The organism is Streptomyces sp. NPDC091387 (assembly GCF_044756945.1).
Lineage (GTDB): Bacteria > Actinomycetota > Actinomycetes > Streptomycetales > Streptomycetaceae > Streptomyces.
This window is the reverse complement of the sequence record NZ_JBIVTZ010000009.1, coordinates 84340-99723: the sequence shown is the minus strand read 5'-3', so window position 1 is coordinate 99723 and position 15384 is coordinate 84340. Positions and strand designations below refer to the sequence as shown.

At 71.5% G+C, this 15384-nt stretch carries 14 protein-coding genes; 8 read left to right on the top strand and 6 right to left on the bottom strand.

Annotation, left to right across the window (positions count from 1 at the left end; translation table 11 throughout):
* Positions 1 to 57 precede the first annotated feature (57 nt).
* Positions 58 to 1389 (top strand): N-acetylmuramoyl-L-alanine amidase, encoded by a 1332-nt coding sequence (locus tag ACIQM0_RS19780; RefSeq protein WP_401288235.1) that lies wholly within the window; start codon positions 58 to 60, stop codon positions 1387 to 1389.
* Between the two features lie 94 nt (positions 1390 to 1483).
* On the opposite strand, the gene ACIQM0_RS19775 is transcribed toward ACIQM0_RS19780, so the two are convergent.
* Positions 1484 to 2620 carry an aminoglycoside phosphotransferase family protein gene (locus tag ACIQM0_RS19775; RefSeq protein ID WP_401288232.1) on the bottom strand — a complete coding sequence of 379 codons (1137 nt, stop codon included), beginning with the start codon at positions 2618 to 2620 and terminating at the stop codon, positions 1484 to 1486.
* A gap of 231 nt (positions 2621 to 2851) precedes the next feature.
* Between ACIQM0_RS19775 and ACIQM0_RS19770 the strand changes: the two genes are divergently transcribed.
* Positions 2852 to 4351, top strand: coding sequence for a hypothetical protein (locus tag ACIQM0_RS19770; protein WP_401288229.1), 1500 nt, complete (start codon positions 2852 to 2854; stop codon positions 4349 to 4351).
* 109 nt (positions 4352 to 4460) lie between these two features.
* Here the strand turns inward: ACIQM0_RS19770 and ACIQM0_RS19765 are convergent, their stop codons facing one another.
* Positions 4461 to 5918: a PP2C family protein-serine/threonine phosphatase gene (locus ACIQM0_RS19765; RefSeq protein WP_401288226.1), complete on the bottom strand. Its 1458-nt coding sequence runs from the start codon at positions 5916 to 5918 to the stop codon at positions 4461 to 4463.
* Positions 5919 to 6436: 518 nt separating this feature from the next.
* Here ACIQM0_RS19765 and rpmG point away from each other — a divergent pair.
* A complete protein-coding gene (gene rpmG, locus ACIQM0_RS19760) occupies positions 6437 to 6601 on the top strand; it encodes a 50S ribosomal protein L33 (protein ID WP_362959235.1) in 165 nt (54 codons plus the stop codon).
* 83 nt (positions 6602 to 6684) lie between these two features.
* The gene (locus ACIQM0_RS19755; protein WP_401288223.1) at positions 6685 to 6948 is read left to right on the top strand and encodes a type B 50S ribosomal protein L31; all 264 of its coding nucleotides are present in this window, start codon (positions 6685 to 6687) and stop codon (positions 6946 to 6948) included.
* Positions 6949 to 7155: 207 nt separating this feature from the next.
* Here ACIQM0_RS19755 and ACIQM0_RS19750 read toward each other — a convergent pair whose 3' ends face one another.
* The 4 genes from ACIQM0_RS19750 to ACIQM0_RS19735 form a co-directional block, all read right to left on the bottom strand.
* Entirely contained in the window at positions 7156 to 7824 is a 669-nt protein-coding gene (locus ACIQM0_RS19750) for a YoaK family protein (protein ID WP_401288221.1), read from the bottom strand.
* A gap of 95 nt (positions 7825 to 7919) precedes the next feature.
* Positions 7920 to 9293, bottom strand: coding sequence for a cryptochrome/photolyase family protein (locus ACIQM0_RS19745; protein ID WP_401288218.1), 1374 nt, complete (start codon positions 9291 to 9293; stop codon positions 7920 to 7922).
* Between the two features lie 69 nt (positions 9294 to 9362).
* Positions 9363 to 10898: an SDR family oxidoreductase gene (locus ACIQM0_RS19740; protein ID WP_401288215.1), complete on the bottom strand. Its 1536-nt coding sequence runs from the start codon at positions 10896 to 10898 to the stop codon at positions 9363 to 9365.
* Positions 10899 to 10993: 95 nt separating this feature from the next.
* Complete coding sequence (locus ACIQM0_RS19735; RefSeq protein WP_401288213.1) at positions 10994 to 11611, bottom strand: sigma-70 family RNA polymerase sigma factor; 618 nt, start codon at positions 11609 to 11611, stop codon at positions 10994 to 10996.
* A 172-nt stretch (positions 11612 to 11783) separates the two neighbouring features.
* Between ACIQM0_RS19735 and ACIQM0_RS19730 the strand changes: the two genes are divergently transcribed.
* The 4 genes from ACIQM0_RS19730 (at position 11784) to ACIQM0_RS19715 (ending at position 15302) form a co-directional block, all read left to right on the top strand.
* On the top strand, positions 11784 to 12755 hold the full coding sequence (locus ACIQM0_RS19730) for a MerR family transcriptional regulator (RefSeq protein ID WP_401288211.1): 972 nt from the start codon (positions 11784 to 11786) through the stop codon (positions 12753 to 12755).
* 90 nt (positions 12756 to 12845) lie between these two features.
* A complete protein-coding gene (locus ACIQM0_RS19725; RefSeq protein WP_401288209.1) occupies positions 12846 to 13745 on the top strand; it encodes a VanZ family protein in 900 nt (299 codons plus the stop codon).
* Between the two features lie 217 nt (positions 13746 to 13962).
* Positions 13963 to 14790 carry a DUF4389 domain-containing protein gene (locus ACIQM0_RS19720; RefSeq protein WP_401288206.1) on the top strand — a complete coding sequence of 276 codons (828 nt, stop codon included), beginning with the start codon at positions 13963 to 13965 and terminating at the stop codon, positions 14788 to 14790.
* On the top strand, positions 14787 to 15302 hold the full coding sequence (locus ACIQM0_RS19715) for a DinB family protein (RefSeq protein ID WP_401288203.1): 516 nt from the start codon (positions 14787 to 14789) through the stop codon (positions 15300 to 15302). The genes ACIQM0_RS19720 and ACIQM0_RS19715 overlap by 4 nt, the downstream gene beginning before the upstream one ends.
* The last annotated feature ends 82 nt before the right edge of the window (positions 15303 to 15384 follow it).

Sequence of the window (15384 nt, the reverse complement as noted above, 5' to 3'; positions counted from 1 at the left end):
ACGAACACCTCTCGATACGAACAGCTCGGAAAACGCACAGCTCCAAGAAGGGTTGTCATGACGTCCAAGCAGAGGACCGGACTCGCGGTCGCGTTCACCACCGTCGGCGCGCTGAGTCTCGCGCTGCTCAGTCCCGCGGCGCAGGCCGGTGCGGACGGGGTGCGGCCGGAGTGTCCGCGCGGCCTGGAGTGCGACTGGGTCCCGGCGGCCTACCAGCAGACCGGCGACCCGGCCGACAAGGCGACGTACGGCAACTACGACACTTCGGACCGCCCGCACACCAACAAGATCAAATTCATCGTCCTCCACGACACCGAGGAGGACTACGCCACCACCCTGAACATCTTCCAGAACCCGCTGAAGCAGACCTCGGCCCACTACGTGGTGCGCTCCGGCGACGGCCACGTCACCCAGATGGTGAAGAACAAGGACGTCGCCTGGCAGGCCGGGAACTGGTACCTCAACTCCAACTCCATCGGCATCGAGCAGGAGGGCGTCGCCGTCGACGGCGCCAAGTGGTACACCCCCGAGATGTACCGCTCGACGGCCGCACTGGTGCGCTACCTCGCCGCCAAGTACGACATCCCGCTCGATCGCCAGCACATCATCGGCCACGACGGGGTACCGCCCACCAGCGCCTCCGGCGCCGCGAGCATGCACTGGGACCCGGGCACCTACTGGGACTGGAACCGCTTCATGGCGCTCCTCGGCAGGCCCACCGTGCCGACCGCCCGCAAGAACAGCGAACTCATCACCGTCAGCCCGCGGTTCAAGGACAACAAGCAGGCGTTCCGCGACTGCGAGAAGGGCGTCGATCTGCCCGTGCAGGGCTCCGGCGCCGTCCCGCTCCACACGGAGCCGTCCGCCGACGCACCGCTCTTCTCCGACCCCGGACTGCACCCGGACGGTTCGCCCGGCACCAACTGCGCCGCCGACTGGGGCAGCAAGATCAGCGCCACCCAGCAGGCCGTCGTCGCCGGCCACGCGCCCGGCTGGACGGCGATCTGGTGGTCCGGCCAGAAGGCCTGGTTCGAGACCCCGGCCCGCACCCGCACCACCACCCCCACCGCGGGCTACGTCGTGAGGCCGAAGGCGGGCAGGGCCGAGGTACCGGTGTACGGCGTGGCATACCCGGAGAAGTCCGAGTACCCCGCCGGATTCGCGGACCAGCGCGTGGGCACGCCGCTCCAGTACACGATCAAGGCGGGGCAGTCCTACCCCGGCGGCGGCGTGGCCCCCACCGGCTTCTTCTACGCTCCGACGATCGACGCCTCGTACCCGCTGGACCACTCGTTCTTCCCGGGCAAGGAGAAGTACGTGACCGTACAGATCGGCCACCGCATCGCCTTCGTGAAGGCCGCCGACGTGGACATCGTCCGCGCGCACTGAAGGTGCGCCCGTCCGGCGGCGGGCGCACCGAAGAGCGCTGCGGGCCCGGTGTGTCGGCACCGGACCCGCAGCGCGCATCCCTTGGGGAGGAAGGTCAGCGAGTGCCGACCGCGGCTCGTACGGCCCGCCTGGCCATCGCGCAGTCGTCGTGCAGCCGGCGCAGCAGCAGACGCTGCTCCTCGCCCGACGACAGCGCGCCCGGCCGGTCCTGACCGGCCCGAGGGCCCGAGGTGTCCCGCATGGCCCGCTGCACGGCCGTCTCGTAGGTACGGATCTCCCGTGTCAGCACGAGCATCAGATTGACCAGGAACGCGTCCCGCGCCGCCGGACCCGCGACCTGGGCGAGCTGGCTGATCTGACGCCGGGCCACCGGCGCGTCACCCAGTACCGCCCACAGCGTCGCCAGGTCGTATCCCGGCAGGTACCAGCCGGCATGCTCCCAGTCGACCAGCACCGGACCGGTGGGCGACAGCAGGATGTTGGAGAGCAGCGCGTCACCGTGACAGAACTGGCCCGCCCCCTGGCGGCCGCCCGCGTGGGCCACACCGTGGAGGAGCTTCTGCAGGTCACCCAGATCGCGGTCGGTGAACAGTCCCAGCTCGTGGTAGCGCGAGATGCGCGCCGCGTAGTCCAGCGGGGCGTCGAAGAGACCGGACGGCGGCCGCCAGGCGTTGACCCGGCTGACCGCGCCGAGCACCGCCCGCAGATCGGCGCGCGGTGGCGCCTCCGACGGATGCCTGGTCAGCGCCGCCACCCGGCCGGGCATCCGTTCGATGACCAGGGTGCAGTTCTCCGGGTCCGCCGCGATGAGCCGGGGGACCCGTACCGGCGGGCGGTGCCGGACGAACGCCCGGTATGCCGCTATTTCGTGACGGAACCGCTCCGACCACTCCGGGGAGTGGTCAAGTAAGCACTTCGCGACCGCGGTCGTCCGTCCGGTGGAACCGACGAGCAGTACAGAACGGCCGCTGCGCCGCAGCACCTGGACCGGGTTGAACTCCGGACAGATCCGGTGCACCGAGGCGATGGCCATCCTCAGCTGCGCACCCTGGGGACCGGACAGGTCCAGTCTCCCGCTGAGCGATTGACTGCCCGGTCCCGCCATGCGCCGGGCCCGACCCATGCCGGGCGCGGTTCCAGCGGCGCGGGGGTCGAGATACGGCCCGCCGCCCGCCCCGAGGGGACGGAGCGGCCGGGGCGGGGCAGACACGGAGGACGATGCTGTGTACATGGGCGAGACAGATCCCTTCGTGCGCCGACAAGTTGCGTGCGCCGCCCCGGCCGGCGGCCGTTCGGCACCCTGGGGAGTACCTAGGGCTGCCGGGCGGGGTGGCGCTTTCCTACCTGACACCGGATCGCGGGTGGCAGACCATGTGGCGGACCCTGGCGAACCCTGGCGAATAGTCGCAGGGCATCTGACAGGGGGTTACTGTCAACACAGCCGAGAACCTGGGGGCTTGACGTGACCGGAGAACCCAACACCCGTCTGTCGGACCTGTTCGGCCTTGCCGGCTGGTCCAAGGGCGAACTCGCGAGAATGGTGAACAGGCAGGCGGCGGCCATGGGCCACCCTCAGCTCGCCACCGACACCTCGCGGGTGAGGCGCTGGATCGACATGGGGGAGTCCCCCCGTGATCCCGTGCCCGAAGTGCTGGCAGCCCTGTTCACCGAGCGGCTCGGTCGTGTCGTGACCATCGAGGACCTCGGGTTCGGCCGACGCGGGCGTGTGGGGAAACGGCGAGAGACAGGAACGGAGAGCAATCCCGACCAACTCCCCTGGGCGCCCGAGCGGACGGCAGCGGTCCTCACCGAATTCACGGGAATGGACCTCATGCTCAACCGACGCGGCTTGGTGAGCGCGGGCGCCGCGCTCACCGCCGGCTCCACCATCGCCGGCCCCATGCACGACTGGCTGCACACCGACCCCGTACTGGCGGCCGACGCCCCACGCACCGACGACCCCGTGCACGCGGACCCGGCCGGTTTCGACCGGTACGAGGCCGCGCCCATCGGTTCGGAGGAGATCGAGGCGCTGGAGCGGTCCGTGGAGGTGTTCCGCGCCTGGGACGCCTCGCGCGGCGGCGGCCTCCAGCGCAAGGCCGTGGTGGGCCAGCTCAACGAGGTGGGAGGCATGCTCTCCTACCGCCACCCCGACCATCTGCAGCGCCGGCTCTGGGGCGTTGCTGCCAACCTCGCCGTACTCGCGGGGTGGATGTCCCATGACATCGGCCTCGAACAGACGGCCCAGAAGTACTTCGTCATCGCGGCGCACGCGGCGCGCGAGGGCGGCGACCGGCCGCGCGCGGGAGAGGCCCTGTCCAGGGCGGCCCGCCAGATGGTCCACCTGGGCCGCCCCGACGACGCGCTCGACCTCATGAAGCTCGCCAAGTCCGGCTCGGGCGACATGGTCCTGCCGCGCACCCAGGCGATGCTGCACACCATCGAGGCCTGGGCACAGGCCTCCATGGGACAGGGCCAGGCCATGCGGCGCAGCCTCGGCATGGCCGAGGAACTGTTCATCTCGGACAAGGGCGATGTCGCACCGCCCAGTTGGATGCAGATGTTCGACGAGGCGGATCTGCACGGGATGCAGGCACTGGCGTTCCGCACCCTGGCCGAGCACGAGCCCTCGGCGGCCGTCATGGCCCAGCGCCACGCGAAGCGGGCGCTCGAACTGCGGGTCGACGGACGCCAGCGGTCCAAGATCTTCGACTACATCTCGCTCGCCTCGGCATGTTTCATCGCCGACGACCCGGAGCAGGCCGACCGCTATGCCCGGCTCGCCCTGGTGACGATGGGGGAGACCTCCTCGCACCGCACCTGGGACCGGCTGCGCGAGATGTACCGGCTGACGGGCCAGTTCGCGGGCTACGCGAAGATCGAGGACCTGCGCCAGGAGATCGAGCGCTCACTGCCGCGGAACTCCCTCATCAAGCAGCGGACGAGGAGTTCCGAGGTCTGACCCCAGGGCGCCACAGGGAAGAGGCGCCGTCCCTCACATCTCCCGGACACCGCACCACGGGCAGCCGGGTGTATTCCGTATGCCCTTGCCTCTGCGTGCGATGGGTGCCCTACGTCCCGATACGGGCGATCAGCACACATGCGTCGTCCAGTCGCCGGGTGCCGCCGAACTTCTCGGCGACGGTCCGTACACAGTCCTGCGCCGTACGGGCCTCGGCGAAGCGCGGCGCAAGTCCGAGCAGCGCCTCGGTGCCCGGACGGAGGCCGCCCGGTCCGTTCTTGGTCCGGGCCAGTCCGTCGGTGTGGAGCACCAGCACGTCACCGGGCAGCAGGTGCGCCTCGTCCTGCTCGTAGGCGACCCCGGAGGCCGCTCCGAGCAGGACGCCGTCGGGCTGCGGGAGCGGGCGCCCGGTTCCGTCGCGGAAGAGGAGCGGAGCGGGGTGTCCGGCCTGCGCCCAGTCCAGGGTGCGGGTCACGGGGTCGAACCGGCAGCACACCGCGCTGCCCAGGGCGGGCTGGATCGATGTCTCCAGCAACTGGTTCAGATGCCCCATCAGGGCCCCGGGGTCGATGCCGGCCACCGCCATGCCGCGCAGCGCACCGAGGATCATCGCCATGGCCGAGGTGGCCTGGATGCCTCGACCGGTCAGATCGCCGACCGTGAGCAGCATCCTGCCGTCCGGCAGCTCCATCGCGTCGTACCAGCCGCCACCGATCAGGTCGCTGGACTCGGAGGGCAGGTAGTGGGCCGCGATGTCCAGCGCTCCGGGTCCCTGGTCCGGGAGGCGCAGTGAACCCCGCCACGGCGGGAGCACGGCCTCCTGGAGCTCGACCGCGATGCGGCGTTCCGTCCGGTCGATGTGCTGCTGGCGACGGAGCGACTCATGGGTGCGGCGCACCACCTGCTGGTTGCGCCGCAGTTCGCTGACGTCGCGCAGGACCGCCCACATGGAAGCGGTGCAGCCGTCCGCGTCGAGCACGGGCTCGCCCGTCATGTGCAGTGTCCGTGTCCCGCCGTCGGCGCGCTGGATCCGGAACTCGCCGTCTATCGGCTTTCCGTCGACCAGGCAGTCCGTCACCAGAGCGGTGAGCACGGGCTGGTCCTCGGGGAACAGCACGGAAGGGAGATCGTCCAGGGAGAGCGGTCCGGCCTCCGCGGTCCGTCCGAAGATCTGGAGCAACTCGTCGGACCAGCTGACCGCGTCCGTCAGCAGATTCCACTCGGCGCTGCCCGCCCGGCCGGTCAGTGAATCCGCCCGCTCCTCAACGGCGGTCCTGCGAATTGCTCCCAGCGACAGTTCGGCCGCGAGCTGTTCAGCGGCCTCCGGCGGCAGGCCGTCCTTGAGCTGTCCCAGGTGTGAGCCGAGATCGTCCAGGTGATGGACCGCCAGATCACAGAGAGCGCGCTGCCAGCGCATCTGCGGATCGTCCTCGTCGACCAGGACGGAGTCGCGCCGCACCGCGTCCACATCGCCGCGCAGCCGGCGCGTCCGGTTGATCAACGAGTCGACCGCATCGCGCTCGGGCGGCTGGGGGGCGGGGCGGTCCGCGGACAGATGGGACGGCATGACGTACTCCGATACAGGCGCGGTACAACCAGGTCTGAGGGTGGACCGAATACGACTGTTGCACAGCCGACTGGGGCCCGTAAGCGGTTTGGCAACACTCGATGTGTTCTTGCACCTGGCATATGCCAGCGGCTGAGTGTCGCCACGATCTTTCGAACAGCCTTGCTTTTGGCGGGTGTTGACGCGGCTGATCCGGCGCGCGGAAGCCTTCGACGCGCCTGCTCACGCCGGTACAGCGCGGCGTGGACGGAGCGCGCCGGAGAGTGCGCGGGCCGGGGGTTCAGATGGGTCACGTTCCTGGGGTGGTCGTTCGCTGGGCGGGGCACTGCGGTCAACGAGCGTGACGGCCTCGCGTGACGGCGCGGGCGAAGAGTGCCGGACGGGTGCCGGGCTGCTCCGGAGTCCCGGCCGGGACCTGGCGGGAATGCGGCCGGACGGACCGGCGTTGCACGAGCAGAACGAAAACGAATCCCGTTCCCATCAAGGAGCGGGTTCGGTTCACGAGTACGGAGGTACCCATGGCCCGAAGTGAAGCCCGTCCCGTCGTCACGCTCCGTTCCACCGCGGGAACGGGGCAGAGCTACGTGACGCGCAAGAGCCGTCGCAACAGCCCCGACCGGCTGGTCCTGCGCAAGTACGACCCCGCTGCCGGGCAGCACGTCCTCTTCCGCGAGGAGCGCTGACCCGTCCCGCGGTTCGCGGTTCCGCGGTTGGAGGGACGCTCACCTGACCCCTCTCCGCCCCCAGTGACAAGGAAGGTACGCACATGAAGTCCCGCATTCACCCCGTCTCCCGTCCGGTGGTCTTCCGTGACCGTGCCGCGGGGGCGGCCTTCCTCACCCGCTCGACCGTCGAATCCGAGCGGCGAGTGGTGTGGGGGGACGGCCGGAGCTATCCCGTCATCGACGTGGAGACCTCGTCGGCGAGCCACCCGTTCTACACCGGGGCGCGGCAGGTGCTGGACACCGCCGGCCGGATCGAGCGGTTCAACCGTCGCTACGGCACCGGGGCGTCCGTCGGCGGGAGGTGACGCGTATCGCCCGGCCCGCGCGTCCGTGCCCTGGATCACAGTCCGGGGCGTGGATTCCAGGGAACACGCGGTGATGGTTTATCGTTCACCTATATGTGATGGCGCTCTCGGCGTCCACACCAAGAACCGCCCCGGCTGGATTCCCCCGATCCGGCCGGGGCTTCCCTCTGCCCGGACGCGTGCCCGTTCCGGCCCACGTGCGAAGGCTCACCGACGCCGTGGTGCGGCCTCCACCAGCAGCGCCGCGGCCGCGAGCACGGCCGCCGCCACGGCCCCGGTGTCGGGCCGGCCCCGCAGGGACAGCGCGGTCACCGCGGCGCCCGCCACCACGGCGGCCAGCCGGCCGACCACCCAGCCGTCACCCCGCCGCCACGAGCCCACGGCCAGCCGGCCGACGAGTGAGGTCAGCGTTCCGGTGAAGTAGTTCGTCGGCGTGGCACGGATACGGCCCTGGATTCCCATCGCGAGCCCCATGAGGGCCAGCAGACCCAGCCGGTCCGCGTCCGACGTGATCAGACCCAGCCCCCACAGCACCGCGCCCGCGGCGAGCAGCAGCACCTCGACCGCCAGCATGACCGGCAGGCGCCGCCAGACCCGCTCGCCCGTCACCGCGCCCCAGGCCACCCCGAAGCCGTACGAGACGAGCGCCGTGACCACGCGCAGTGCCACTCCCTGCTCGCCCGCCCCGGCGGCCGAGGCTCCCAGCAGGACCAGGTTCCCCGTCATCACCCCGGCGAAGACCTGGCCGACGCAGATGAACACGAACGCGTCCGCCGCCCCGGACGCCGCCGACAGGAGCAGCAGGGCCGCATGGCCGCGCGGCTCGTCCACGGTGTCACGGCCGGACGGGTCGGTGGATGCGGTGGAAGTCGGCATGGCCGCATCTTCGCTGGCGTCCGGCCCGGCGGGGTGCGTTGTCCCCGGTGCGGCGTGCCGCGCCCGCCCTCACGTCCGGCGAGGGGCCGCGAAGCTCACTCCAGGCCGCGCGCCTGCCTGAACCGCGCCAGCCCGTCGGCCAGTTCCACCAGCGGGTCCGGATACCCCAGCCGGGCGCGCTCCGCACCGCGCAGCTTCCACGGCTCGTGTACGGCGGGTCCGGCCAGTGCCGCCAGCTCCGGGACCCACCGTCGGACGTAGTCGCCGTCCGGGTCGTAGCGCTTGGCCTGGAGCACGGGATTGAGCACCCGGTTGGGGCGGCTGTCCGTCCCCGTCCCGGCCATCCACTGCCAGTTGAGCTGATTGTTCGCGACGTCGCCGTCCACCAGCAGATCCAGGAAGTGCCGGGCGCCGACACGCCAGTCCACGTACAGCGTCTTGGTGAGGAAGCCCGCTGTGAGCAGCCGTCCGCGGTTGTGCATCCAGCCCTCGTGGCGCAGCTGGCGCATGGCGGCGTCGACCACCGGGTATCCGGTGCGCCCCTGCCGCCACGCCTCGATCTCCTCGGCGGCCCCTGCCTCGGACCGCCAGTGATCGTGCCGGGTGCGGTAGTCCAGCCGGGCCGCCCCGGGCCTGGCCGCGAGGACCTGGTGATGGAACTCGCGCCAGCACAGCTGCCGGACGAACGCGTCGGCGCCGTCACCACCTGCCGCGCGGGCCCGGTGGATCAGTTCCACGGGGGACAGGGTGCCGAAGTGCAGATGCGGCGAGAGCCGGGACGTGGCGTCTCCCGGCAGGTCGTCGTGGCGGGCCTCGTACGCCGCGAGCCCTTGGCGCCGCCAGGCCGTGAACCGCTTGCGGGCCTCCAGCTCACCGCCCTCGGCGAGCCCCGCCGAGACGCCTCGCACGGCGGACCGGAGCGGCACGTCCTGCGACCCCGGACCGTCCGGCACCCGCACCGTACGCGGCGCACCGAAGGGATCACGCACCCGCTCCCCGGACCAGCGCCTGAAGTACGGGGTGAACACCGCGAAGTGGTCCGAGCCGGCGGGGGTCACGGCACCGGGCGCGACCGCGGTGACCACGCCGTCGTGGACGTGCAGCCGTCCCCCGCCGGACTCCAGCGCCGTCCGCAGCCGCTCCTCGCGGCGGCGGGCGTAGGCACTCACCCCCGCGGCCAGATGGACGTCGCCCGCACCGGTCTCGGCGACGACCCGGCACACCTCGGCGACCACGTCGCCCGAGCGGATCACCAGCCGGCCGCCCCGCTCACGCAGCCCCGCGTCGAGATCCCGCAGACAGTCGGCGAGGAAGGCGCGGCGGTTGGGGGCGCCGAACCCCGCCGCGTCGATCCCCGTGTCGCGGACGAACAGGGGCACGATCTCGTCCGAGGACGCGAGCGCGGCCCGCAACGGCGGATGGTCGTGCAGGCGGAGATCGGCGGTGAAGAGGACGACCGCTACGGTCATGGCGCAACTCCTGGTCGGGGGCGTGGACGTGCCCCTGTTCCGTCCGGAGGCCCTCTGCGGATGCAGCGGTCACCGGGACAGCGCGCCGCGTTCCTTCGCTCCCGGCGAGGACGGCACCGCCGCCGCAGCCCGTGCGATGTTGCGGGCCATCCCGCCGAACACGATCGCGTGGAACGGCGACACGCTCCACCAGTACGCGTGGCCGAGCAGCCCGCGCGGATGGAACAGGGCGCGCTGCCGGTAGTGCGCCCGGCCGCGCTCGTCCCGTTCCGCGTACATCTCCAGCCACGCCAGGCCGGGCAGCCGCATCTCCGCGCGCAGCCTCAGCAGGCGACCGGGCTCGATCTCCTCGACCCGCCAGAAGTCCAGGGAGTCACCCACCCTGAGCCGGTCGGTGTCCCGCCGCCCGCGGCGCAGACCCACCCCGCCCACCAGCCGGTCGAGCCAGCCGCGCACGGCCCAGGCCAGCGGGAACGAGTACCAGCCGTGATCGCCGCCGATTCCCTCGATGACCTTCCAGAGGGCCTCCGGCGACGCGTCGACGTCGAGTTCCCGCACATCCGTGTACAGACTGCCGCCGGCCCAGTCGGGGTCGGTGGGCAGCGGGTCGCTCGGTACCCCGGGCACCGACGCGGAGGACCACCGGGTGGTGACCCGGGCCTCGCGCACCCGCTGGAGGGCGAGGCGCAGGGCCCGCTCGAACGTGAAGGGCTGCCCCGCCCCGTCGGGCACGTACCGCGCGATGTCGTGCTCCTGGCACACCACCTCGTAGCGCAGCGACTCGGCGAGCGGCCGCGCGATCGACCGGGGAACCGGCGTGACCAGCCCGATCCAGTGGCTGGACAGCCGTGGTGTCAGCATCGGGACGGGCACGATCAGCCGGCGCGGGAGGTCAGCGATCTCCGCGTACCGCTGCATCATCTCGCGGTACGTGATGATGTCCGGCCCTCCGATGTCGAAGGCACGGCTCACCTCCCTCGGCATCCCGGCGCTGCCGACCAGATAGCGCAGCACGTCCCGGACCGCGATCGGCTGGATCCGGGTCGACACCCAGCTCGGCGTCACCATGACCGGCAGCCGTTCCGTGAGATAGCGCAGCATCTCGAAGGACGCCGAACCGGATCCGATGATGACCGCGGCCCGCAGGGCGGTGGTCGGGACCCCGGAATCCAGCAGAATCCTGCCGACCTCGGCCCGCGAGCGCAGATGCGGCGAGAGCTCCCGCTCGGGTACGCCGGGCGGTGTGAGGCCACCGAGGTAGACGATCCGGCCGATTCCCCGAGCGCGGGCCGACTCGGCGAAGACCGTGGCCGACGTCCGGTCGGTGTCCTCGAAGTCCGCACCGGTCGTCAGCGCGTGCACCAGGTAGTAGGCCACGTCGATGTCCGCCATGGCCGACGCCACCGAGGCCGCGTCGGTGACGTCTCCCCGGACGACCTCCACGTCCCCGGCCCACGGGTAGTCCCGCAGTTTCTCCGGGCTGCGTGCCATGCAGCGGACCCGGTGCCCGGCCTTCAGGAGTTCCGGCACCAGCCGGCCCCCGATGTATCCGGTGGCCCCGGTCACCAGGCAGTGCAGGGGCTTCTCCGTGCTGTTGCTCCTCATGGGACCTCCGCATCGGCTGGGGTACTCCTCGGTTCACCGTGCCTCGTCGTCGCGCATCACGCTCTCCGGGTGGAGGGGACACTCCGCCGTTTCGGCTACCGTTCCGTGTCGCCGCCCGACATCGAACGCCGGATCCGGTGCAGGGCGCGGCGCACGTGGCTCTTGACCGTGCCGAGCGGGAGCCCCGTCAGCTCGGCGATACGGGTCTGGGGGAGGCCGTCGTAGTAGGCCATGTGCAGGATGCGGCGCTGTACATGGGGCAGCTTCCCCAGCTCCGTACCGACCAGGACGCGGTCCAGCGCCGACTCCGGACGTCCGGCCGTGCCGGTCTCGGTGAGCTGCAGCCGCGCCGCTGTCGCGGCGGCCAGTTCGCCGCGCCGGGTGCGGGCGGACAGCGCGTCGGCGATCTTGCGACGGGTGATGCCGACCAGCCAGCCGGGCAGCGGGCCGCGCTCGGGGCGGTAGCCGAGCCGGCCGTTCCAGGCGGCCATGAACACCTGCTGGGTGACGTCCTCGGCCTCACGGCTGTCGCCCAGGGACCGGGCCGCCAGGGAGTGCACGAGCGCGCCCCACCTCCGGTAGGCGGCGGCGAAGCAGTCCTCGCTGCCGCGCAGCAGACCGGCGGCGAGCTCCTCGTCGGCGAGGTCCTGCGCGGCGCACGGTCGCGGGCCCGGCCCGCCGGCCAGCGTGTCCTCCGGTGCGAGCGCGGTCATGGCTGTCCTTCCTCCGGGCGGCCCGGCCCAGGAGCTGCGTCCCCCTTGCGTCCGGCCGGAGTCGTCGGTGTGTCCTCCGGGGCCCCTCCGACGGACGCCCCTGACCGGAAGCGTTCCAACCGGGGACCCGCCGGGACAACCTGCGTCGATTCTGCGTCGTATGATCAAACGCATGGCGTCCTCCACGGAACGGGCTCGGGTGGGCACCGCCGACCACGGCCTGACCACCGGCACAGTGGCACGTCAGCTCGGCGTCGCGCCGACGACACTCCGGACCTGGGACCGCCGCTACGGCATCGGCCCCGCGCGCAGGCACGGTGGCAGACACCGGCGGTGGACGCCCGAGGACATTGCCGTACTGGAACGCATGTGCGAGCTGACGAGCTCCGGCGTGCCCCCGGCGGAGGCCGCCCGTACGGCACTGAACAGGACTCCCGGAACTCGGGCCCCGGCTGTCGCACCCCACGTCCTCCCGTCCGGCACCGAGCCGGACGGGCTTCCCGTGGACGTCGCACGCCAGGAACGCCGAGGACTGACGAGCGCGGCACTCCGGCTGGACGCGTGGACCATCGACGACCGGCTGACCGCCGCGATCGACCGTTACGGACTGCTGGCGGCCTGGGACCAGGTGATCATGCCGACGCTGCACGCGGTCGGACGCAAGTGGCAGACGTCGGGCGAGCGCTACGTCGAGGTCGAGCACCTGCTGTCCTGGCACGTCTCCAGTGCTCTGCGGCGGGTGGCGGCAAAGCCTGCCGCCACCGACGGCGCCGGGCTCGCGCTGCTGGCCTGCACACCGGGCGAGACGCACACGCTCCCCCTGGAGGCGCTCGCCGCGGGTCTCGCCGAACGGGGCCTGGGAGTGCGGATGTTCGGCGCGTCGGTGCCCGGCGAGGCACTGAGTGAGGCGGTGCGCCGGATCGGCCCGTCGGCCGTGGTGCTGTGGTCCCAGTCGCGGAACACGGCGGCGCGCCCGCTGGCGCACCACGTGGCCTCCGCCGAGTGGGGAGTGCGGGGCGCGAGGACCGGCCCGGCCGTACTGATCGCCGGGCCGGGCTGGGCCGGCACCCCGCTGCCCGGCACCCACCGCCCGCGAGGGCTCGGCGAGGCGATCAGGATGCTCAGCGGTTTCTGCGAACGGTGAGAGGCGCGCCCGCCGGCTGCCCTGACGCCCGTGCTCGGCTTTGGCACCCCGGGCAGGTGTGCTCCGACCGGACGGGGGAACTCGTCGCCCATGAGAGCAGAGGCTGAGAGTGGGACGCAGAACGGAACGCGGCGCAGGACATGGGGAAGTGTTCTCCTGCAGGTGACCTTTCTGGTGCTGGCCTTCCTGGCCATGGTCGGTTTCTCGGTTGTGCTGGCGAAGGTGACGCTCACACCGTCGCCCGCCTCGGAGGAACTGGTGAAGTCGAACCTGCGGCCCGGCCGCTCGCTCCGGCAGTACGCCGAGGACTACACGTTCCTCGCCGCATGCAAGCAGGCGGGCGGAAACCTGGTGCTGGGCATGCCGTTCGGCATACTCCTGCCCATCCTCGTGCCGCGCCGACTGCGGATGATCCGCATGGTCCTGCTGACCGTCCTGGTCATCGCGATCGTGGAACTGGTGCAGGGAGCGCTCGTCGCGGGACGCGCCTTCGACGTCGACGACGTCATCCTCAACACCGCCGGAGCGCTCCTCGGCTATCTGGTGCTGGGCCGTCGGCTGAGCCACCGCTACCACGTGCTCGCGGACGGAACGGAGCCGGAGCCGGAGCCCGCTCCCGTGCGGACCCGTGCTCCGAAACCCGCCGCGTCCGGCACGGTGTCACGCCGGCGCCCGTGGCAGGGGACATGGGCGAAGGTCACGGAACGGACGAATCCGCCGACGAAGGACGGGGCAGCCACGAAGTCCCGGCCCACATCGAAGCCCAAGCCGAAGTCCGCTACGACGCCCAAGCCGAGGCCCGAGGCCACCGCCGATACGGAGCCGAAGCAGAAGCCCGAGCCGAAGGCCGGCGCGAAGGCCAGGACCGCTGCGAAGCCCGAGGCCGCGGCGAAGGCCAAGTCCTCGGCCGCGAGCGGCGGGACCCCACGCGGCGACCGGAGCCGCAACGGTCCGGGCCGTGCGCTGCTGGACCGGTTCCGCAACCGCTGACCGGGTCCGCCCCTCCGGGAGGTGCCGGCCGCGTCATGGCTTCGGCCGGCACCTCCGGATCGTTGTGCGCTCATCGCCTGCGGGAGTGCCCGGCCGGTCCCGGAACGGCGGCACCCGATCGGCCCGCGGCCGTTTGCGGGCCGCTTCCCCCGGCCCGAGCGTGAGGGGACGCCGAGTGCGCAGAGGGCGTACCGATCACCTGCCGAAGGGGAGCACCATGGCCGACGCCCAGTGGAGCCCGGGGCGAAGGGCGGGGGACGCGGCGGAATTCCTGCCCTTGCTGGACCTCGTCGAGCCCGTACGTCAGCGCCGGCTCACCGTCTTCTTCCGGCTGCTCCTGCTGATTCCGCATCTCGTCGTGCTGTTCTTCCTGGAGATCGCGGCCTTCTTCACCGTCGTGTTCGGCTGGTTCGCCGCCCTCGTCCTGGGCCGGCTGCCCGAGCCCGTCTTCCGCTTCCTCGCCGGAGTGCTCGGCTACCGCACGAGGGTCGCGGCGAGCGGCATGCTGCTCATCGACCGCTATCCGCCCTTCGCGCTGAACCCGCCACCCGACTACCCGGTCCAGATCGACGTCCGTCCGTCCAGGCTGAACCGGCTGGCCGTGTTCTTCCGGCTCATCCTGGTGATTCCCGCCGCCGTCGTGCAGAGCCTCGCCACATCCGGCTGGTGCGTCCTGGCGATCCTGTGGTGGCTGATCACGCTGATCCTCGGCCGGATGCCCCGCCCCCTCTTCGAGGCCACGGCGGCCACACTGCGCTACGAGATGCGCGTGTCCGCCTACGTGTCGATGCTCAGCCCCGCCTACCCCAAGGGCTTCTTCGGCGAGGACGCGCTCTCCGTTCCGGAGCGGCAGAGGCGCTCCGCCACCCGGCCGCTGGTCATGACCAGCGCGGGCAAGGCGCTTCTGGTGCTCTTCCTGGTCCTCGGGCTCGTCAGCGCCCTCACGACATCCGTCACCAGGTCGTCGTCCGACGACTCGGATATGTGGATGCGCCAACAAACGGGTCGCGTGGTGCACACGTCAACCGGCATGATCGCGCGATGACATGGACAGCACCTGAGGCAACACGCACCGGCGGATCGTACGTCGCGGGTGAGCGCGAGATGCTCACCGGATATCTCGGATGGTTCCGAAGCACCCTCCTGCAGAAGTGCGCCGGTCTGACCGGCGAGCAGCTCGCCGAGCGGACCGTGGAGCCGTCGAACCTGTCGCTCCTCGGACTCGTACGCCACATGGCCAAGGTCGAACGCACCTGGTTCAGGCAACGCTTCGCCGGGCAGTCGATGGAGCCGATGTACGACCTGAGGAACGGCAAGGACGCGGACTTCGAGGAGCTCGACCCGGCCCGCGCCGCCGAGGACTACGCCCGGCTGGTGGAGGAATGCCGGCTGGCGGACGAGATCGTCGCCGGTGTCTCGTTCGACGAGACCTTCACCCATGACGGCGAGGTCTACTCCCTGCGGATGGTGCACATCCACATGATCGGCGAATACGCCCGCCACATCGGCCACGCCGATCTGGTGCGCGAGCGGCTCGACGGCGTCACCGGGGCGTGAGAGCCGGTCCGGAACCCGCCCGGCGCGGTCGGGCCGTCTGTATCAACGTACGGAATCGGGCGGAACCGCGGTGGACGGCGGC